This window comes from Viscerimonas tarda, from assembly GCF_054601255.1.
Genome location: NZ_BAAHWV010000001.1, coordinates 125,874 through 146,159, shown reverse-complemented (window position 1 = coordinate 146,159; position 20,286 = coordinate 125,874). Strand labels below are relative to the sequence as shown.

The following is a 20,286-nucleotide window of genomic DNA, read 5'->3' as shown; positions in this document are numbered from 1 at the left end:
ATTTTCCCAACGAAAAAAGGGGAATATCCGGCTGCCCGGATACCCCCTTTTCACAATTACTAAAAACAATGATTACTTTATAAATTTAAGCGTTTTTCCTGTTTCTGTTTTGACAATATACAATCCCGAAGGTATTGATTTTGCATTGATGTAGCTGTTATCGGATGTCAATATCAGCGTTCCTGTGGTATTGTATAAAAGAACGGTTTCTTGTTTCGGATTATTAATTATTCCGTCGATGTATGTAATACCGGCTTCCTCATTTGCTGTTTCGGCTTCGATATCACTTGCAACCGCATCATTGGATAACAATTCCAAAGTGGCGGAAACGTAAGCTACGCGCGGGTTTTTAGATGAGCTTCCTACTGTAGTCGTATTAGCGCCGCTTCCTATTTTGTAAAGGTCTTCATCTACTGTCGAAATGGTTACTGTGCGATACAAGCGGAACGATTTACTGCCGACCGGAGCTGTTACTTCAGTACCTATAGCGCCTTTGCGGGCTTGAGGAAGAGATATTTCTTCGTATCCGATGATGGATGTGGTATTGAATGGCAACTTATCGGAAAACAAAACAGCAGGCGATATTTCGGTATCAACATCAGAGCTTGTTCCGTTAATCTTTATGGAGGCAATATTTTTTTCGGCGCTGGCAGTTGTTAATGTTGCTTCAACATAATGTGCATTATCAGTCAGGTCGAAATATTGAATCTTGGTTGTTCCTTTTCCCGTGTACGAGCCATCGCTTTCGGCTACGGCGCCACCCGAAACGGAGAATTTCATTTCGTTGACGGTACTCGGGAAAACAGTGTAGGTTTTAGTACCGCTGGCTAGTATCTTTCCCGATTTGGCAGTTACTACGCTACCGGTAAAATCTTTTCCCACATCAACCAATGTACTTGTAAACGAATAGGTTCCTGTTTTGAAATTCCATACAGCGCCTTCGGTAGTTCCCAATATGTTTGTGGCATCTACTCGCCAATAATAGGCTGTGCCCATTGTCAAATCAGAAGTAGTATAGATATAATTTTTATCGGAAATGCCGGACGCAATTTTTGTCAAAGCGTCTGCACTCGCTCCAAAATATACATCGTAGCTAACAGCTCCCGCCCAAGGGCCGGTTGCATTTTCCCATGCAAAAGCAACTTCGGTATAAAAGCGCGAAGCGCTTCCTACTTCGGGTGAAGGATCAGTACTTGCATAAGGCGCTTTTGGCGTTCCTTCGGTTGCCGCTTTCAGTATTTCGGATGGTGTAGAATCGGCTAATCCGCTTTTCTTGGTAACCAGACGGAAATAATAGGTAGTTTCTTCCGACAATCCGGATACTTCAGCCGAAGTGGCCGTAGCGCCCAGCGGTTGTATTGTTTCAAATGCTTTACCATCAGCCGATTGTTGCAACAAAATTCCGTCGCTTTCTTCAGCATTGTTTTTCCACTCCAAGGTGATGGAAGTTATGCTACGGCTTTTTAATTTCAAATCGGAAGCACAACGTACATAAGGAGAAATGGCTGCACTAATGCCGTTGATATAGTTTTCGATGTTCAGGTAACCGTTGCCTGCTGGTTGTGTGGCATCGGCTTTGAGGTCAGGATTTAATCCGTTAGCTGTTTCCCACTCGTCAGGAATACCGTCATTGTCGGTATCGGTCAGTTTGGGTCCATTGCTCACAACGCCTACATTTTGATAAATGCCGTTGTTGTTTTCATTGGTAATCAAGGCTCCTTTTTTTCCGTACGAAAGCAATTGGTCAACTACATAAGCATCGGGCGCCGAACGTGCCGGCAGAGAAGCTCCAACAGAAGCTATTACTTTGGCAAGCGCCTCTTGAGGAGTTAAAATAGTGGTAATTGCCGGATGAGGCTTAGGAATGCGAACAAAATCTGTTACGCTTGCTTTGAAAGAAGTTGTATTTCCATAATTGGAATTTATAGCTACGCTCCCGTTTGCTGTACCATCTTTATTGGTATCTACATAATCGTTGTTGTAATAAAGTTGGAAATTAGCATTGGTTCTTGTAAAAGGGCCACCGCTACTGGAAGGGCCACCGATGAAGTAATTACCTTCCAACCATACCCAAGAATCACCTCCTGAATCACCCATGATATAACCATCGCTTCCGCCCCAGTTATACACCACGTTGTTGATAAATTGATTCAAACCTTTCACCTTTGGATTACGGGTTTTATTGTCCACATAGAGACAGCCAAGGATAGAAACACCGCCGTCAGTTTGAATCAAACCGCCTGCCGAGTGTGTCATGATACCCTGTCCGATAATAGAATTTTGAATAGTTATGTCGGCCGGTTCGGTACCTTTGCTGTCCCAGTTAATAGAGAAGTTTTCGTCCAAACCCCACATCAGCGATAAATGGTCGAAGATCATGTTGCTTCCGTTGGCTATACCCGAAGCATCTTTTCCCGAAGAACCGCTTTTACCCATATAAACGCGCAGGTAGCGTACTATCAGGTTGTTGGCTCCCGAAAAAGAAACGCCATCACCGTACAGGATTACCCCGTCGCCCGGAGCTGTTTGACCGGCGATATAGGAGTTGCCGGAGAACACAATACGCGAATTTAATTTAATAACACCCGCTACGTCGAAAACAACGATACGTCCCGGTTGGCTCACTGCATCGCGAAAAGAACCTGTTCCCGAATCATTGAGGTTGGTTACATGATATACGGTAGGGCTGGCTACTGCACGGGCGCCCGTAGCATTGCGACCAAATCCCTCAGCTCCCGGAAAAGCCAGTTGCTGGGCAGAAACATTATTAACTCCGAACGCAAAACATAAAGCGACCGCGAGTTTGAGTAAAGTTTTTTTCATGGTAAAAATATTTGTTTAAGAATTAGTAAAACTTGGTTTAAAGCTTTTTATCAGAAACAAAAATAGACAGATATTATAACAGGTATGTATCATAAAATATCTTTTATTTAGTGGCTAAGGGGGACATTTAGGTTTTTAACATATATGTTCTGTTGACCCAATAGCACAAAAAGAAAGGGCTGTCTCAAAAGGCTGTCATCCCGTGCTTGACACGGGATGACAGCCTTTTGAGACAGCCTTTTTGGTGATAAATATCTTGATTATTGAACGATTACTTTAAGCGTTTTCTGTTCAATCTTTACATAGTATATTCCTGAGCTGGCAGGTATAGTGCAGGATGACACGGTATTTTTTCCGTTGAATACCTGTAAACCGGAAAGATTGTAAACCGAAATAGTTTTGGGCGATGATAAGCCTTCGATAATGATTGCCCCATGCTTCGATTTCACTGTTTCCGAAATTTCGGTTGCCCCGATTCCTAAACCACTTGCAACTCTTAAAATACCGGATGTGTACAAGTTTGTTGTGTCCCAAATCAGGTCTTGTCCAGGAGTTGAGGGTGTTATGCCGACAAAACTTCCCGAATAAGTTGTTGCGGAAAGGATGGTTATGGCATCTCCATTGGCAAAACTTCCGTCAACAAGGTTGATATTCAGGTTTCCGGCCAATGTCAATGTTCCGTTTACAGTCAGTTTATCGTTTGTTTTGCTCTGTCTGTTGACGTCGATACTGAGATTGCTTCCTGCTTCAAATTTTGTGCTGTTTTTAATGGTGAATGTTCCGATGCCTAAATCACCTGGATTCAGTATGCCATCCTCTTTCACCGTTACCGGAGCGGCCAAAGAGCCTTTTCCCGACAAAGTTGCGTTTGCATTTACGGTTACGGCTCCTGTTCCGGTGTGCGCTCCGTTTACAATCAGGTTACCGCCGTTAATAACGGTTGTTCCGGTGTAGATGTTAGCGCCGGTCAATCTCCAGTAACCATCGCTTTCTTTTACGATGTTTGTTGTTCCTTTTTGTCCGCCGATGGCCTCATCATTGATGATACCTTTAAATTCCTCGTCGGTTCCAAGTCCGCCTACCACCCAGGTCATTTTAGCTCCGGTCGATTTTACATCGGCTCCCACAAGTCGTGTAGTCGATTCGCCCGATAATCCGCCGAGGTACATGGTACTTTGGCTTTTTGCACAATTGAGGCGGGCAATGCCGGTCAGGTTGATGCGTGCATTGGGGATGCCATCCCCTTTTCCGCCGTTTTCGAGGCTAAATGTGTTGTTTGATGTAGCAGGGCCATGTATTGTCAGGTTTCCCGTGAAATTATCCCAATTTCCCCTGTAATATTCGCGCAAGTAAATCAAATCTATTCTCAGGTTGCCATTGCCCGAAAATTTACTGTTGACATACGAATTACGTGTGGGGGAGAACACGCTTTGCGCTTCACCAATAACTTCCACGTCAAAATTATAGTTTCCCCACATTCCATCGGCGCCACCGGAGGTTTTGAATGTTCCTCCGTCGAGGATAAGTTTTCCGTGTAGCTCGAAAGGAGCGTTATTCCCTGTCATTTCGTAAGTTCCGCCTCTAAGGATGGTGTTTCCTGTGTAGGTATTCCGGTCTAATGTTGTTTTCACAGCTCCGGGACCCGATTTAATAAAATCGCCTGTTCCTCCTACCACTCCATTCAGGGTAATTGTTGCCGAGGCATTGGCTACTTCAAATTCGGTAGGGGCGTCTAATGCTACATTGCGGTCGGTTGCTACGCTGCCGCCGGTATAGCTGATTTTTCCACCTTTCCAAACCCAGTTGAAAGCGTAGTTTTGCGATGCGCCGATAGAACTTGGCTGACCGCCGTTTGCCAGTTTATTTATCACGACTACGCCACCGTGAATAACATTGGCGCCTGTATAAGTATTGTTATCATTTTTCAATGTTAATACGCCCGAACCTGCTTTGTTCACCGAACCTGCGCCGGATAATGCTTGTCCGCCGAATGTATAATCCCTGTTGGCATTGACTACCATATTGGATTGATCTACCGATGCCGGCAAGCTTATTTCGGTATCGCCTGTATAAGCGTTGTTGAACAAAACGCTTTTTCCGTTTTCAAAACTACCTTCAACCCAGTTTGCCGAGCTTGTATCCCAAACCGAAGAAGCAGCTCCCGTCCATGTTCTGTCGGGGGCAAAGCTCTCAACATCCAACACTTCTACCGGAACGGGGTTGGTTTTCACCGTTAGTTCATTCGTATAGGCTGTGCTCGAAGAACCGGCATAAGCTTTTACCCTGTAAATGTGGGTAGATTCGGCTGTTAATCCCGCAAAAGTATGTTTCCACACGCCTTTTCCTACGCGGCCGACTTCAACAAACGCATCACCTGTTTTTTCTTCAATAATATATCCGTCTTCACGGTCGGTATAGCCAAGCCATTCGATGGTGATTTCGTTTTGGGTTTTACTTTCAACCGACAGGCAAACAGGCGCTCTCAAATAGGGTTGAGAATCGGCTTCGGTAATCGAATTTATGTAATTTTCGATGTTTGCATAGCCATTAGCAGCTATTGTCATGGCATCCGATGCGTTATTCGGATTGAGGCTGTTGGCTGTTTCCCAGGCATCGGGAATTCCATCGTTGTCGGTATCAACCGGTTTTGTTCCTGTCCAAACATTCCATGTAGTAGGAGCATTGATCGGAAGGTCGGCTTCGTTGTTGATATAAATTCCTTTTTCGCCAAAAGAAGCAAGATCGCTCAGCAAGTACCAGTCGAGGTTGTCGCGATACGGCAGAGAGGCGCCGACCGATTTTACCAAATCCTCATAAAGCGAAGTAGCCGGTATAGTGGGTAATACGGGATAGTCGTAGGGTACATTTTTGAATGTAGGGCCTCCGCTGTATTCGCTTTGTGGTATCAGATAGCCATCCAATACGCCGTTTTTGTTTTTGTCCACCCAGTTATCCTCTGCATAAATATTGTAACGGCTGTTTGCCCCACTGAAGGCATTTGTTGAACCGGCAGGTCCGGTAATAAAATAGTTACCTACGGCATTGGCATACGATGTTCCTTCCGAATCGCCACCCATGATGTAGGCCGCGCTTTTCCAATTGTAAACAATGTTATTCACATATTGGTTTACTCCTTTAAATTTAGGATTTCGTGTATCGTTGTCGATGTATAGTGTGCGGTAAATAGTTACTCCTCCGTCAAGCTGTATCAACCCTCCTGCCGAGTGAGCGAGCAATCCCTGTCCGATAATACTATTTTGAATGGTGATATTTGCCGGAGCTGTGCCTTTTCCGTCGCTGCTTATCGAAAAGGTTTCGTCAAGTCCCCATGCTGCGGATACGTGGTCGAAGATCATATTGGCTCCATTGGCAATACCAATAGCATCACTGTCTTTTGTACCTACTTTTCCCATCCGAACACGCAGATAGCGACAAATGGTGTTGCTGGCTCCCGAAAACGAAATACCGTTGCCGTAGATGGTGATACCTTCGCCGGGTGCAGTTTGCCCTGCAATGTAGATATTGGATGAAACGGAGACTCTGGAGTTTATGCGAATGACTCCCGCCACATCAAAAACAACAATCCGGTTGGATTTGCTCACCGCATCCCTGAAAGACCCTGTACCGGTATCATTCAAATTAGTAACATGATACACCGAACCGGTTCGTCCGCCGATGGTATATTTTCCAAATCCTTCAGCGCCGGGGAAAGCCAGTTGCTGAGAATAAACGTTGTTGACTCCGAGCGCACAACATAAAGCGCACGCAAGTTTGAGTAAAGTTTTTTTCATGGTCATAAGGTTGTTTAAGTATTAGTAAAAACATGTTTCAAGGTATATGCAAACGCCACTACACCAACAACAAAGATATATCTATTTTATAATGCTAATGTATTATAAAATATCTTTTATTTACTGGTAAAGGGGGACATTCAGGTTTTTAACAAAAAAACTCCCCCAATATTTGGATACTATAAATATTTATAGTAACATTTACAATGTAATTAAAAATAAGAATAAATCAGATGAAAGAACTAAGCGAAAAAGAGATTGAACCGATAGAAGCTATCAGGAATCTAAAAAAATCAAAGCATAACTATTCAACTAAGTTTGAGGCGTATGTGAGAGAACTATTTGAAATGTTATTATTGTCGGATTAAAAAAAACTTTTAGACCACCTGGTCTTTTTAAAAAAAAACGAATATGAATACAGCAGTATCTAAAAAAATTGTTCCTCTGTCAATGGAAATACAGGATATATTGTTAGAAATTTCGTGGTCTAAAATTGCACAGCGGTATTTTCCCGATAAGTCTGTCGCCTGGTTTTACAACAAAATGCGAGGTGTAGATGGCAATGGTGGATCGGGTGATTTTACCTTTGAAGAGCGAATACAGCTAAAAAATGCCCTGTTCGATTTTTCGGAACGTATCCGAAAAACGGCCGAAATTATTGAATAAGGCTCTGATTTATTTTTTTTAATTACATAAGCCCTGCATAAGAGCCGTGCGGGGCTTTTTACATCTATTTTCCGCTAAAATGAGAGTGATTGATAAGTCTATTAGCGTTGTCTTCTGATGCAACTTTAATATAATTTAATATATAATAAACGAGAGACGGGGAATGCGTAGGGGCAGGTTTCAACCCCGCCCCTTACAAAATATTGCTTTAATTGTATCTATAAAGTTTCATTCGCCGAATAGTTGGCGCGCCAAGGCCGTTTCTCCGTTCATCGCCATTCAACCGGCGTTCCGAAATCCATTGGCCATTTTCAAATCGCCCTTCGTCATGGAAAAGAATATCTGTTTTGTGCTTGCTACCGGGGGCAGGAGAAAAAGAAGTGGAGATATTCGTTCCACAGATGTAAAACTCATCTTCTCCTACTTGCAGAATCAATCCACCGGCTTCGGGAATGTTTTTATCTTCGTTGCGTTCCGAACGGTATTCGACCTGAATATTGTAATCGCCCATTCTTATGGTTTCGCTCTTTTGATTGGTATAGAGCAGTCCCACACTTTTGCCTTTCCCTGCATATTGAGCGAAGAACGGCAGGAAGCCTTTCAGCGAACGGTAGGATTTGGCTACTACGCCCATTTTTTCGGGAGAGAAGAAATTGTCCACGCCGAAAGGAGCGAAACACATCGCATTTTCGCCGAGCGCATAATAAACGTATGCCGCCTGACGTACCGAAGAAGACAATTCGGGCAAGAACAACGGGTTGCCTCTTTGCGTGTACATTTTGCATAGACGTTTGAAGTCGTCGTGGTAAACATCCACTCCAATCAGGTCAATGGCAGGCGCTCCCACTTGCCAAATATCAAACATTTTGGAAACCGGACCGCCACTGGGGTAATCGGGCACCAAGTCTTTGGAAAAACTCCAGTCGTGCCAGGCATTCACATACATGGGGATGTCGTATTCTTTTTTACCGGCTTTGGCTACTTCGTTCACAAACGAAGAAATGTACCAGGCCATGAAGCATTCGTCGGCGCCATATCCAAATACTTCCTGCCATGTAGCTCCCTGGCGACGGGTACTGCTTTGCAGCATTTGTTTCATTTCGGGAACCAATTCATCCTTGTGTGCATCCAGATAGTTGAGCAGGACTTCCGGTACGGCTTGCTTGAAAGCGGCTTCGGCCAAATCATTCTTGTCGCGGGCTGTTCCTTGCACGCCGGTTTCGTTTTCGACCTGCATCATAAGTACCGTTTGTTCTTTGGCATCGTAGCTTTTAATGTAACGCATAAGAGCGGTGAAGGCTTTAATGTCTGCTTGCAGGGCATTTTGACCGAAGGCCGATAAAGCGGCGGAATTGTCGCCATGGCGTGTCTGCATTCGGGGGAAGCGTTCGAGGTCGGTTTTTACCCAGCCGGGAACGTAGGTCGAACTGGCATTTTTCCATGTGCCAAACCAGATCAGGATAAGTTTCAGGTCGTTTTGCCGGGCTTGGTCAATGATTCCTTTCACCAACGAATAATCGAATTTACCCTCTTCCTGTTCAAATAATTCCCATGAGACTGTTGCAATAACAGAATTGAAATTCCATTCTTTTGCTTTGGCCATCCGTGGCGCCAAATACTCGAGGTTCGACGATGAAGAATTATTCAACTCTCCACCCATAAAAATAAAGGGCTTTCCTCCTACGATAAATTGTTTAACGCCTCTTTCGTTTTCCACAATGTGTGGCAGCGATTGCGAATAGGCCGCGCAAACGCATAATAACAAAGCCGCAATGGCTGTTCGGGTTTTTGTTTTCATGAAATATTGTCTATTAGTTGTAAAAAAAATGAGCTACTGTGTTCGCTCGGAAGCGAAAGTACTACAAATAAATCAATTACACAATGCCGGATACAGAACCATGTCCGGCATTGTGTAGTAAAATATTATACAGGATTATTCTAAATCCGTATAAATAAATGTCTCTGAAACGGAGGTTTTTGTCGAAAAAAAATTTTGATTTTTTTTGAATTTTACTCGCTGGCGCAGGCTTGTAGCCTGTGTCCAATAACAAATTGGTTGTCCATTGGCCGGAACATAGGACACGGACAACATGTTCGCGCCAGCCTGAGCGGGAGATTGCGGGTCGGAGCCCGCAATGACAACTTCAAAAGAACATCTCCACCTGATATTTACTTCGATTCTTTCAAAACCATATCAATGGTAATGGCTGTGGAAACGACCACTATTTTTTCGGTATTTTCTTTGTAATCTTCTCTGATGGATACATTGTATTTGTCGGCGCTGGTAAATGCTTCTTTCATCACGCCGCCCCATTTTTTGCTGATGGTTCCGATGGGGGTGTTGTTTGTGTCGCTGATTTCAAAGTTCCAGCCTTTCCAGTCGCCTTTTATTTCGGCCAGTTTGGTTCCGTTGCCGTCCTTGATATGAAAGCTCGGTTTCATGAAAGACCATTTTTGTTGGATTTTTCCAATCAATTCGTGCTTGTCGGTCAAAATCTGAATTTCGGACATGAAAAACGTCCAGCCTCTTTTTATTACGGCCAATAAATTTCCGTCCGCATCAACTATTTCGAGCAGGAATGGCATCATTGCTTTGTTGATAAGTAAACGCAAAATTTTATGTCCGGTGGATATGCGTTGGCGGATAAAACCTATCTGCACACCTTCCTGATTGAAGACTTTGTATTCGGCTTCGAACTTCAATAAATTTACTTTCTGGTCGATAAAGTACTCGTTTGTTTCAAAAAATTTAGGAAAATCGCTCATAATTCTGTTTTTTTAAAGTTTATAATTAAAGTTATAGTTCGTTATCCTGCAATATTTATTTTGATGCCCAGCTCCCCTACCCTTTCGCCTATTTCTTTCAGTTTTTCCAGCGGTATTTTTTGGAGTTTGCTTTCGGGAGTTTCCCGGTCGATGGTATAAATCATCACTTCCTTCGGACGGCTTTCCGCAACGGCTTTCAACCAGGCTGCTATTTCTTCTTCGGTGGTGTTATCCACTGTTTGGCCGTTGTGTTCGCCTTTCACAAACATGGTTTGCATAATAAAGTCGCCCTCGAATTTCCTGAACAATTCCACTTGCTTCTCGATGCTGTAACCCGGGGAACTGGGGCAGTCGATCAAGCGGGCGGTGCTGATAATGGCAGAGTCCAGTTTCAGGATGTTGTTATCCACCTTTTTAAGCGCATTAAATACGGCATTCTTGGCAATGTGCATTCCGTTCGATAAAACGCTTATTTTGGCTTCGGGAACGTATTTGTCGCGTAATTCTATGGTGTCGTCTATTATTCCGGCAAACTGAGGGTGGAGGGTAGGCTCTCCGTTGCCGGCAAAAGTGATTACATCGGGAACAAGGTTTTCCTTTTTCAGCGTTATCAGTTTATCTTCCAAAGCCGCCTTCACGTTTTCGCGCGAGGGCAGGGGGCTTTTTGTTCTGCGGTCTTTGTTATAGCCACATTCGCAATAGATGCAATCGAAAGAGCATACCTTGCCATCGTAGGGCAGAATGTTCATCCCCAGCGAACTCCCTAATCTGCGGCTGTGAATAGGGCCAAAAACAATTTCATTGAATAGTATCATACACAAATAGTTAAGCCCCCCCGCCCCCCGTAGGGGGGAGTTTTGAGCCTCCCCTACGGGGAGGTTTTTTATATTTTGAAATCTTCGCTTGGATTGTAATGGCAGTCAACTATTTTTTCCATCAAAAATAATACGGTAGATAATTGTTTACCGGATACTTGCCTAAATAACGTATCATATACAATATGTGTAAAAAAATCTTTAGACATTAAAGAAAATAATCTTTTATCAAGAAATAAAGTAAACCCCACGTAAATAGCAAAAAAGGAATTTATTTGAATCAAACCATCGCTCATTGTTTTGTAAATGTCAACCGAATCATCATCTATTTTTATTTGAATCGGTTTAAATTTAACAATCCACTTGATTGTATAAGCGGCCTGTTTATGCTGATCGGCACAAACAGCTCCGGTGTATTCTTTAAATCGTTCAATATCATCAAAATATGAGTGTACAACACCTAATAGTAATGATCTATTTAAACAAACAGCAGCTTTTATTTCGTCCGAAACAGGTATAAGAGGAGAGGATATAAATTCTTTATACGCCTCAATAAAAGTATCATATCTATCAGATTCTTTTTTCTGTCGTTCTTCACCAATTTCTCGTTTCTTCAATTTCTCGTTTGCGGTCATAGATCTCAACAATTTTATATTTTTACACAGGGACAGTAAATTACAATAATTGTCCAAAATCTCTTTTTATAGCATCGTCTTTAAGTTTTTCTCTTGCTGATTTATCATTAAAAGGGTCGGCATGATTGATTAAACAACAAAACACAATAGTTACTACAGCTAGATTCGATAAAAATTTATATTCTGAAGTGAATGTATTATTGGTGGATTCAGTAACCGGAACAAGTGTAGGCTCAGTTTTTTTTGCAGATGAATCGTGTCTGTTTTTTTTGCAGATCAACTTTATCACTTGTCTATTATCGACCAAAATATACAAGATGACTAAAACAGGCAGATAAGGAGCTATAAGTTTAAGAAATTCCATAATGTATTTATATATGTTTTTTTATAAATTCGGGCAGGGTCATTTTAAATTGCTGATACCAAAGTATTCTAAACTTCACATATCCGGAAAGAAGCATTCCAAATATAAGTATATACCAACAAGTTGACAGGTTATCCTTAAAGGAAAATTTATCCGATATATCAATGATTGGATTATCAAACATGAAAAGCAAGCCTGAAAAGAAAACGAACACACCAATAAGCAGATAATCTATCGGCTTCGTTACAACATGCGCGTCATCATAGTCTTGAAACAGACTGACAACCAACGCTGTTCCTGCAAAAATATAAAATCCGTTTCCCAATAATTGGATAAAAATATCAGATGAAGTTAAGACATCATCCATTTGATGAAGCTTGCACATGTAAACAAAAAACCATGGTACACAAATTGGAATCACCAAATTTATAATGTACCAAATCACTAAATCCTTAAATATGTGTATAATATCCCTATTCACAAGGCACAAAGTAAATATAAAAATATTGTAAAGTCAAACAATATTGTGTTTTTTATAAAAATACGGACTTATACAAATCCACTTTTTCATCAAAACAACAAATTCATTCCATACATAATAACAACATATCGCGCAAATTTCCCCAGAAACATGCTGATATTTACTACATAAACATTGGCGCGCATATATCCCAGCGCTACGGCTATCACATCGCCCACTACGGGCATAAAGCTGAAAAATGCCATGGCGGCTCCTTTTCCCTTGAGCCAGTGTTGTATTTTTTCTATTTTCTCTTTCTTTATTTTCAGGTACTTTTCAATCCACTCTATTTTGCCCAGATGTCCGAGATAATAGTTCGTCATTCCTCCCATCCAATTGCCTGTGCTGGCCACAAGGGTGCAGGTCCAGGCATCCATACCGGCGGCTATAAGCGCCACAAACACCACTTCCGACCCGAAAGGCAGGATAGTGGCCGCCAGAAACGAGGCTAAAAATAAACCAATATATCCATATTCTACGAAGCCTTCGAGCATTTTTTCCTTTTTTTATACACAAAGATATACATGCCAAGCAATAATATCCCTAAAATGCTGATAAACGGGCTTATTTTTTGTATCGTCGTTCCGGCATAATAAACCTCAACGTGCCCCGATTCGGTTATGGGCAGCTCAATAAGTCCGTTCGGGCTTTCGCCGAGGGGAATGTCTTTTTTGTTCAGACGGGCGCTGTATCCCTTGTAGTAGAAGAGAGGCAATTCTACCTGTTCGGCTTTTTTGTGCGTGTTTATGTTGAAACTGGTAATGCCGTTTTTTTTGCTGAAATTGCTGATGACCGTCTCGTTGTATTTTGTAACAAGGCTGTCGCCTCTCCCGTCGATATAATCGACGGATGGAACCTTGGACGGGATATATTCCATGCCGTACAGGTGAAAATTGTTGGTTTCCCTGGTCGATACCTGATTGATGTCGTGTTCCGAATTCTCGAACTGGTAATCCTTACCACTGCTCGACAGGACGAAAATTGTGCCCAAAACAACCATAAGCGCTCCGGCGAATAACCGGCGATTGGAATGCAGAATATGGATGAGGTAATATCCTCCGGCTATGGCAAAGAAATAGCTTACAAATTCGTACAAGCGCCAGGGCAACTGGATGAAATACAATTGGCTGAAAGGAAACACATCCCAGGGAACAATGAATGAGGCCAACACGATGTAAACAAAGCCGATGATAACGCCTTTGTCCACACTTTTCAGCAAGGCCGATTTGTTTCCTTTTACGAACAGACGCAAACTGACAGCCCAGGTAAGCATCAGTCCGGTAGCCGGAATGAACACTTGCTTGGGATGAACAATGCCGCTGAACAAGCCCCAGATTATCCAGTTCAGTTTTTGTTTATGGTCATTGGGATGGGCTTTTATTTCGGTTTGGTAATAGAACGAACCCGATAGCATTTGCTCGAGCATCGGATACAGAAAATAGGCTGTAATAACAACTGTCGCCAATCCCGAAATCATCAGGTAGTAGCCCCGTTTACGCTCACCGACGAAGGATTTGTAATAAATGGCAAGGATGATGAGCAATGTTATAAACAGCAGGAAAGACGACAACACATGCGTGAAAATCATCAAGCTGTATCCAATGCTTAGGATATACCATTTCCGGTAGTCGCCTTTTATTATTTCGTACAAGCCCCAAAATACGAGTGGAACAAACGTAAACGAAAGCGCTTCTCCTACTGCCGACCGGTTATACATATCGAGTAAGCGGTAGGTGCAAAATGTGAAGAGAATAGAGCTGATAGAAGCGGCGTACGAACTTTTATAAATGCGGTTGACGGCGATGTACATCAACACGCCACACAAAACCGTTGTGCTAAACCACATGAACTGGTAAGCAAAAGCCGCGCCCGTTACGGTTCCGATGGCAGCAAAGGGCGCTAATATCAGGTCGGAGTAAAACCATTTGGTAGCGTATCCATAGCCGTTGGCAGCAGTGTAATCCAAGTAAATGGGGAAACTGCCGTTTTGTAAAGCATCCATCAGGGCATTCAACCGCCGGTAATGGAAATAAAAATCGAAACTGGGATATAACCGGTAGCTATATACCATGAACAGCGACAAGAAGAGCAAAACCGCAAAGAATATCCAGAAATGCGATTTCTTGCAGTCGGCAATCTTATCTATGGCAGTATTGATATAGTTCATGTTTAATTGCTTGTTTTTGATGTTATTTTTCGGGTTCGATAAATATATATGCAAAGCAAAAGTATGCTTATGATGCTGATACAGGGACTTATCTTCTGAATAAATGTGCCGGTGTAGGCAACAACTACATGCCCCGGTTCATTGACCGGTATTGCTACTAATCCGTGTTTACTTTCGCTTACGGGTATGGGCGCATTGTTCAGCTTGGCGCTGTATCCCTTGTAGTAGAAGAGGGGGAGTTCGAGCGTATCCGTACTATGGATGGTCAGGTTAAAGCTGGTAGCGCCGTCTTTTTTTATCTTGTTGCTTATGCCGGTATCGCTGTGTTTTGTTCTGATTTTATCTCCTCTTTCGGCCATGTATTCTTTTGATGGAACTTTTGCCGGTAAATATTCGAGCGTGCCTAAGTTGTTATTGTAAACATCAGTAAAGTGGTCATTAAAATTTAATAGCAAAGGCGAATTTTTAAAATCATTGCTGTCGTTTACTATCGTTAGCGAAATGCCTGTTACAACAATGAATATGCTAGCAACGTAGCGTTTTTTTGTGGTAATCAGCAGCGACAAATAATAGGATCCGGCTATGGCCAGGAAGAAACTGGTCGGCAGAAATAACCGATACGGAAATTGAATAAATCGAAACCAAACGAGTGGAATAGCCGACCAGGAGAATAGTTTGGATGCCAAGAGAATATAAGCTACTCCAATGAGGGCGATAATGTCGGTGTTGCGTAGCTTGGCGGATTTATCGTATATGAACAGGCGCAAGCCAAGTGATAAAGTCAACAGCATCCCTATGGAAGGCATAATGGCGGGTTGGGATGGAACAACGCCACTAAACATACCCCAAATTAGCCAACGCAGGCTTAAGGTATAATAATTGGTTTCGTAGGTTGCAGTTATATGAGATAAATAGAACTCCTGTGATAGCATTTGCTCAAGCATCGGAAGCGTGTGATATATTGTAATAATGAACGCTACTACCCCGGCTAAAAGCAGATGATAAATTCTCTTTTTTTCTCCAATCAACGATTTATAACATATAATTAGCCCGATAATCATTGTTAGGAATATGATAACCGAGGAAAGAAGATGAGAATATACCAACAGGCTAAAGCCAATCGTCAGAATGTACCACTTCCGGTAGTCGCCTTTTATTATTTCGTACAGTCCGTAGAAAACGATAGGGACGAAAGTAAATGCCAGCGCTTCGCTTGTGGTTCCCCTGTACGATAAATCGAATAAGCGGTACATGCAGAAAGTATAGAGCAAGCCCGATATAAAAGCGGCAAAATTGTTTTTATATATTTTGTTGACCGTTTTGTAAGTGAAAACGCCACATAAAACCGTTGCTGTAACTATTAATGCCTTGTAGGCAAACAGTGTGTTGGTAAAGTTCCCCAGTATGGCGAAGGGAATCAGAATGAAATCGGGGTAAAACCACCGGGTGGCATATCCGTAGTCAATAAAGGCGCTGTAATCAATGTATATGGGGAAAGTTCCGTTTTGGAATGAAATCATTAATGCATCCAATCTTCTCAGGTGAAAAGTTGTATCGTATCCCATATAAAACTTATCAAGCGGGAAGTAGCATAACATCATCAACGATGTTAGAGCTGATAATACCGCAAAGAACAGCCAAAAATGGCATTTCTTGTTATCGGCAATTTGCGATATGATACTGGTTAGAAATTTCATATTGGTTTAAGTTGTATTTTCTTAATGTGCTTCCAACCAGTTGTTTCCGCTTCCGAAATCGGCTTTCAGGGGAATGATTAGTTTGTAAGCGTTTTCCATTTCTTCTACTACAATTTGCTTTGCCTCTTCAAATTCTTCGGGCACAACGTTAAAGTTCAATTCATCATGTACCTGTAATATCATCTTCGACTTCATTTTCGACTTGTTGAAGCGGTCGAAAATGCGAACCATTGCCACTTTTATTATGTCGGCGGCGCTACCTTGTATGGGTGCATTGATGGCATTCCGTTCGGCATATCCGCGTACGGTTGCGTTTCTCGAATTGATGTCGGGTAAGTAGCGTTTGCGCCCGAAAATAGTTTCCACATAGCCTTTTTTTCGGGCAATCTGTATGCTTTCGTCCATGTATTTTTTTACATCGGGGTAGCTTTCAAAATAACCTTCAATCAGTTCTTTAGCTTCGCTCCGGGGTATAGTCAGGCGTTCGGCCAGGCCAAATACCGATATGCCGTAAATGATTCCGAAATTGGCGGTTTTGGCTTTCCGGCGCATGTCGTGGGTAACCTCCTTGATGGGTATTTTGTATATTTTGGCGGCGGTTGCAGCATGTATATCTTCTCCGCCATTAAAGGCCTCCACCATATTGGGGTCCTTACTCAGGTGTGCCATGATGCGCAGTTCGATTTGCGAATAGTCTGCCGATAAAAACAGGCATCCTTCATCGGGAACAAAAGCTCGGCGGATTTCTTTTCCCTGTGCATCGCGGATGGGTATATTTTGCATGTTTGGATTGCTCGAACTTAATCTTCCGGTTGAGGTTACGGTCTGATTGTAAGATGTATGTATTTTATTATCAACAGGGTTTATCAACTGCGGTAGGGTGTCGATGTAGGTGTTCAATAATTTTCTAAGTCCCCGGTATTCCAATATTTTCCCGATAATCGGATGTTTATCCCTTAGTTTTTCGAGAATCTCTTCGTTTGTTGTGTATTGTCCTGTTTTTGTTTTTTTGGCTTTCTCTATAATCGCCAGTTTCTCGAAAAGGATTTCGCCTACTTGTTTGGCCGAATTTAGATTGAATCCACAACCTGCCAATTCAAATATTTCCTGTTCTATTTTGAGTAACTGTTCGGTTATCACTTTCGACGATTCTTTGAGCGCTTCGCTGTCGAGTTTTACGCCGGTGTATTCCATGTCGGCCAACACATAAATCAGCGGAAATTCAATATCGTAGAGTAGCTCCTCGAATTTGTTTTCAATAATTTCTTTTTCCAGAATGTGTTTCAGTTTAAGCGTAACATCGGCATCTTCGCAAGCATAATCGCAAACGATCTTTTTAGGCACATCACGCATATTTTTCTGATTTTTCCCTTTGGCTCCAATCAGTTCGTCAATATGGATGGTTTTGTAATCCAAATAGGTTTCGGCCAGGTAGTCCATGCCATGCCTTAATTCGGGATTCAAAAGATAATGGGCAATCATTGTATCGAAGAGTTTGCCTTTTACTTTGATGCCGTATTTTTTCAGGATGACAATATCGTATTTTATGTTTTGACCAATTTTAACAATCCGGTCATTTTCTAAAAATTCCTTAAATAGATCGACCCGTTTTTTTGCTTCTTCAAATTTGGAGGGGATAGGCACATAATATGCCTCGGATTCGACAAAAGAAAACGACATTCCTACCAGTTCGCTACTTGTGGGGTCAAGTCCCGTAGTTTCCGTGTCAAACGAGCAAAAATCCTGAACAGAAATTTTGCTTATTAAATTCGCTATTTCGTCTTCTGTATCAACCAGATGGTAGCTATGTGGCACCGAATTTAAGTCCTTGAGATTTGAATATATTTTTTCTTTCGTATCATCGGTGGCAAATCCTTCAAACAAATCGCCTTGAAGCGACGGACTTTTAACAAAGCTTGATTGGGTTTCTTTTTTTAGTACTTTGTTGATTAAGGTGCGAAATTCCAACTCTTCAAAAATTGCTTGTAATTTTTTTTCGTTGAGGTCTTTTCTCAAAAAATCGTCTTTCTTAAATTCGATGGGGACGTCGGTTTTGATTGTTGCCAAAAATTTGGAAAAAATGATTTGCTCTTTATTCTCTTCCAATTTTTGTTTCAAGCTTCCTTTTATCATCGCCGTATGTTCGAGCAGATTTTCAATCGACCCGTATTCGGCGATAAGTTTTTCGGCGGTTTTTGGTCCAACCCCCGGGCAGCCCGGAATATTATCGGATGTATCACCTATCAATCCAAGCAAGTCTATTATCTGAATAGGGGAGGAGATGTTGTATTTTTCCAGTACGGCTTTGTCGTCAAGAATACTGAATCCACCGCCAAAGGAGTTGGGTTTGTACATGTGTATTTTATCGCTGGTCAGCTGGGCATAGTCTTTATCGGGCGTAACCATAAAAACTTCCAACGATTCTTTTTCGGCTTCTTTGGCAATGGTGCCGATAACATCATCGGCCTCAAAATTAAGTACTTCCAGTATTTTTATGTTATAGGCTGCAATAATTTCTTTGATAATAGGTATCGCCAGCCGTATATCTTCGGGTGTTTCCTGACGTTGTGCTTTGTATTGTTCATACACCTCGTGGCGGAAACTTCCTCCCGGAGGGTCGAATGCAACGCCGATGTGTGTCGGGTTTTCTTTCCTCAAAAGCTCTTCCAAGGTGTTCACGAAACCAAAAATGGCTGATGTGTTCAAGCCTTTTGAGTTGACACGCGGAGTTTTTATAAAAGCATAATAAGAACGGTATATCAGCGCATAAGCATCAATTAGAAACAGTCTCATCTGGGTAAATTGGGTTTTAAATAACAAAATCCGGTTAATTGACCGTAAAGTTATAAATAAATGACGCTAAAAAACGAATAATTTGTAAATTTGCGTCCAAGTTTTTCTTTTATGAATAAAAAGCTTTCTGTTGCCAAGCCTGTAATTTTGGAATTGGAAAATTTCAATGCGCGTTTTAGAAGCGCTATTTCTTCCGAAAATGCAAGGATTCAGGCTGTTATAGACCAGGTTATGAAATCGGATGGAAAAAAGATTCGTCCCATTTTGTTGTTGCTTGCCGCCAAGTTGTGCGGTGAGGTAAATGAGGTTACTTATAATTCGGCCATAACCATCGAATTATTGCACACAGCGTCGCTGATTCACGATGATGTGGTGGACGAATCGAACCTCAGACGTGGGGAACCATCGTTGAATGCCGTGTATAATAATAAGATAGCTGTTCTTGCAGGCGATTATTTTCTTTCCACCGCATTGCTGAAGAGTATCCTGACCGGAAATATTGAAATTATCAATGCCATATCGAATCTGGGGAGGAACCTGGCCGAAGGTGAACTGAACCAGCTGTCGTTGGTGAGCGAAGGTATTATTGATGAGGATGAATATTTTGAGGTTATCAATAAAAAAACAGCTTCGCTTCTGTCGGTTTGTATGCGGATTGGCGCCTTGTCGGTGAATGCTCCCGAAGAATTGATAGATAAATTCGGGAAATTGGGGGAATATATTGGTGTTTGCTTTCAACTGAAAGACGATATATTCGATTATTTTGCGAATGATGTGGGCAAGCCAACCGGTAACGACATCAGGGAAGGGAAAGTTACATTGCCTCTCCTGTATGCGCTTAAATCTGCCGAAACATTACATTCTCAACATATATCGGCTATTATCTGCCGGAAAGATTTTTCGGAAGCCACTATCCGGGAATTGATTTCCTTTGCGAAGGACAATGGAGGCATAGATTACGCTTATCAAAAAATAGCAGAATACAAGGAAAAAGCCTGCCATTTAATTGATACATTACCCGACAATGACATAAAAAGAGCCCTCTATGACGCTGTGGATTATGTGATTGAAAGGGGGTATTGATTTAATTGAGAATTGAGAATTGAGAATGCGCAAAGCGATGTAGGAGGGGTCGCTGGCGCGGGTAAACCTTGAAAAAATTCCGAATAGGCTAAGGCTGAAAGCCTACAGAGATTTTCATACGTTTACCTTGGGTCGCTGGCGCGGGCTTGCAGCCCGTGTCCGGCGA

Annotated in this window: 14 protein-coding genes; 2 read left to right on the top strand and 12 right to left on the bottom strand. The window is 42.2% G+C overall.

Translation table 11 applies throughout. The features are described from left to right. Positions 1-72: 72 nt before the first annotated feature. On the bottom strand, positions 73-2,823 hold the full coding sequence (locus ACYPWY_RS00645; RefSeq protein WP_459683338.1) for a T9SS type A sorting domain-containing protein: 2,751 nt from the start codon (positions 2,821-2,823) through the stop codon (positions 73-75). Positions 2,824-3,083: 260 nt separating this feature from the next. After that, positions 3,084-6,614 carry an autotransporter-associated beta strand repeat-containing protein gene (locus ACYPWY_RS00640; RefSeq protein ID WP_459683336.1) on the bottom strand — a complete coding sequence of 1,177 codons (3,531 nt, stop codon included), beginning with the start codon at positions 6,612-6,614 and terminating at the stop codon, positions 3,084-3,086. 411 nt (positions 6,615-7,025) lie between these two features. Here ACYPWY_RS00640 and ACYPWY_RS00635 point away from each other — a divergent pair, with 411 nt between their 5' ends. After that, on the top strand, positions 7,026-7,280 hold the full coding sequence (locus ACYPWY_RS00635; protein ID WP_459683334.1) for a DUF5053 domain-containing protein: 255 nt from the start codon (positions 7,026-7,028) through the stop codon (positions 7,278-7,280). Positions 7,281-7,488: 208 nt separating this feature from the next. Here ACYPWY_RS00635 and ACYPWY_RS00630 read toward each other — a convergent pair whose 3' ends face one another. From ACYPWY_RS00630 to polA, 10 genes are all read right to left on the bottom strand, one after another. Continuing rightward, positions 7,489-9,078 (bottom strand): GH35 family beta-galactosidase, encoded by a 1,590-nt coding sequence (locus tag ACYPWY_RS00630; RefSeq protein ID WP_459683332.1) that lies wholly within the window; start codon positions 9,076-9,078, stop codon positions 7,489-7,491. Positions 9,079-9,449: 371 nt separating this feature from the next. Further along, a complete protein-coding gene (locus tag ACYPWY_RS00625; protein ID WP_459683330.1) occupies positions 9,450-10,046 on the bottom strand; it encodes an LURP-one-related/scramblase family protein in 597 nt (198 codons plus the stop codon). A gap of 41 nt (positions 10,047-10,087) precedes the next feature. After that, the gene (locus ACYPWY_RS00620; RefSeq protein ID WP_459683328.1) at positions 10,088-10,861 is read right to left on the bottom strand and encodes a radical SAM protein; all 774 of its coding nucleotides are present in this window, start codon (positions 10,859-10,861) and stop codon (positions 10,088-10,090) included. Positions 10,862-10,929: 68 nt separating this feature from the next. Further along, positions 10,930-11,496: a hypothetical protein gene (locus ACYPWY_RS00615; RefSeq protein ID WP_459683327.1), complete on the bottom strand. Its 567-nt coding sequence runs from the start codon at positions 11,494-11,496 to the stop codon at positions 10,930-10,932. A gap of 40 nt (positions 11,497-11,536) precedes the next feature. Then, positions 11,537-11,860 (bottom strand): hypothetical protein, encoded by a 324-nt coding sequence (locus ACYPWY_RS00610; RefSeq protein ID WP_459683325.1) that lies wholly within the window; start codon positions 11,858-11,860, stop codon positions 11,537-11,539. Between the two features lie 7 nt (positions 11,861-11,867). Then, positions 11,868-12,227 (bottom strand): hypothetical protein, encoded by a 360-nt coding sequence (locus tag ACYPWY_RS00605; RefSeq protein ID WP_459683323.1) that lies wholly within the window; start codon positions 12,225-12,227, stop codon positions 11,868-11,870. Positions 12,228-12,430: 203 nt separating this feature from the next. Further along, positions 12,431-12,874, bottom strand: coding sequence for a YqaA family protein (locus ACYPWY_RS00600; protein WP_459683322.1), 444 nt, complete (start codon positions 12,872-12,874; stop codon positions 12,431-12,433). After that, positions 12,856-14,547 (bottom strand): hypothetical protein, encoded by a 1,692-nt coding sequence (locus ACYPWY_RS00595; RefSeq protein ID WP_459683321.1) that lies wholly within the window; start codon positions 14,545-14,547, stop codon positions 12,856-12,858. The genes ACYPWY_RS00600 and ACYPWY_RS00595 overlap by 19 nt, the downstream gene beginning before the upstream one ends. A 2-nt stretch (positions 14,548-14,549) precedes the next feature. Next, the gene (locus ACYPWY_RS00590; RefSeq protein WP_459683320.1) at positions 14,550-16,244 is read right to left on the bottom strand and encodes a YfhO family protein; all 1,695 of its coding nucleotides are present in this window, start codon (positions 16,242-16,244) and stop codon (positions 14,550-14,552) included. A gap of 21 nt (positions 16,245-16,265) precedes the next feature. Continuing rightward, a complete protein-coding gene (gene polA / locus ACYPWY_RS00585; RefSeq protein ID WP_459683319.1) occupies positions 16,266-19,037 on the bottom strand; it encodes a DNA polymerase I in 2,772 nt (923 codons plus the stop codon). Between the two features lie 111 nt (positions 19,038-19,148). Between polA and ACYPWY_RS00580 the strand changes: the two genes are divergently transcribed. Next, entirely contained in the window at positions 19,149-20,120 is a 972-nt protein-coding gene (locus tag ACYPWY_RS00580; RefSeq protein ID WP_459683317.1) for a polyprenyl synthetase family protein, read from the top strand. The last annotated feature ends 166 nt before the right edge of the window (positions 20,121-20,286 follow it).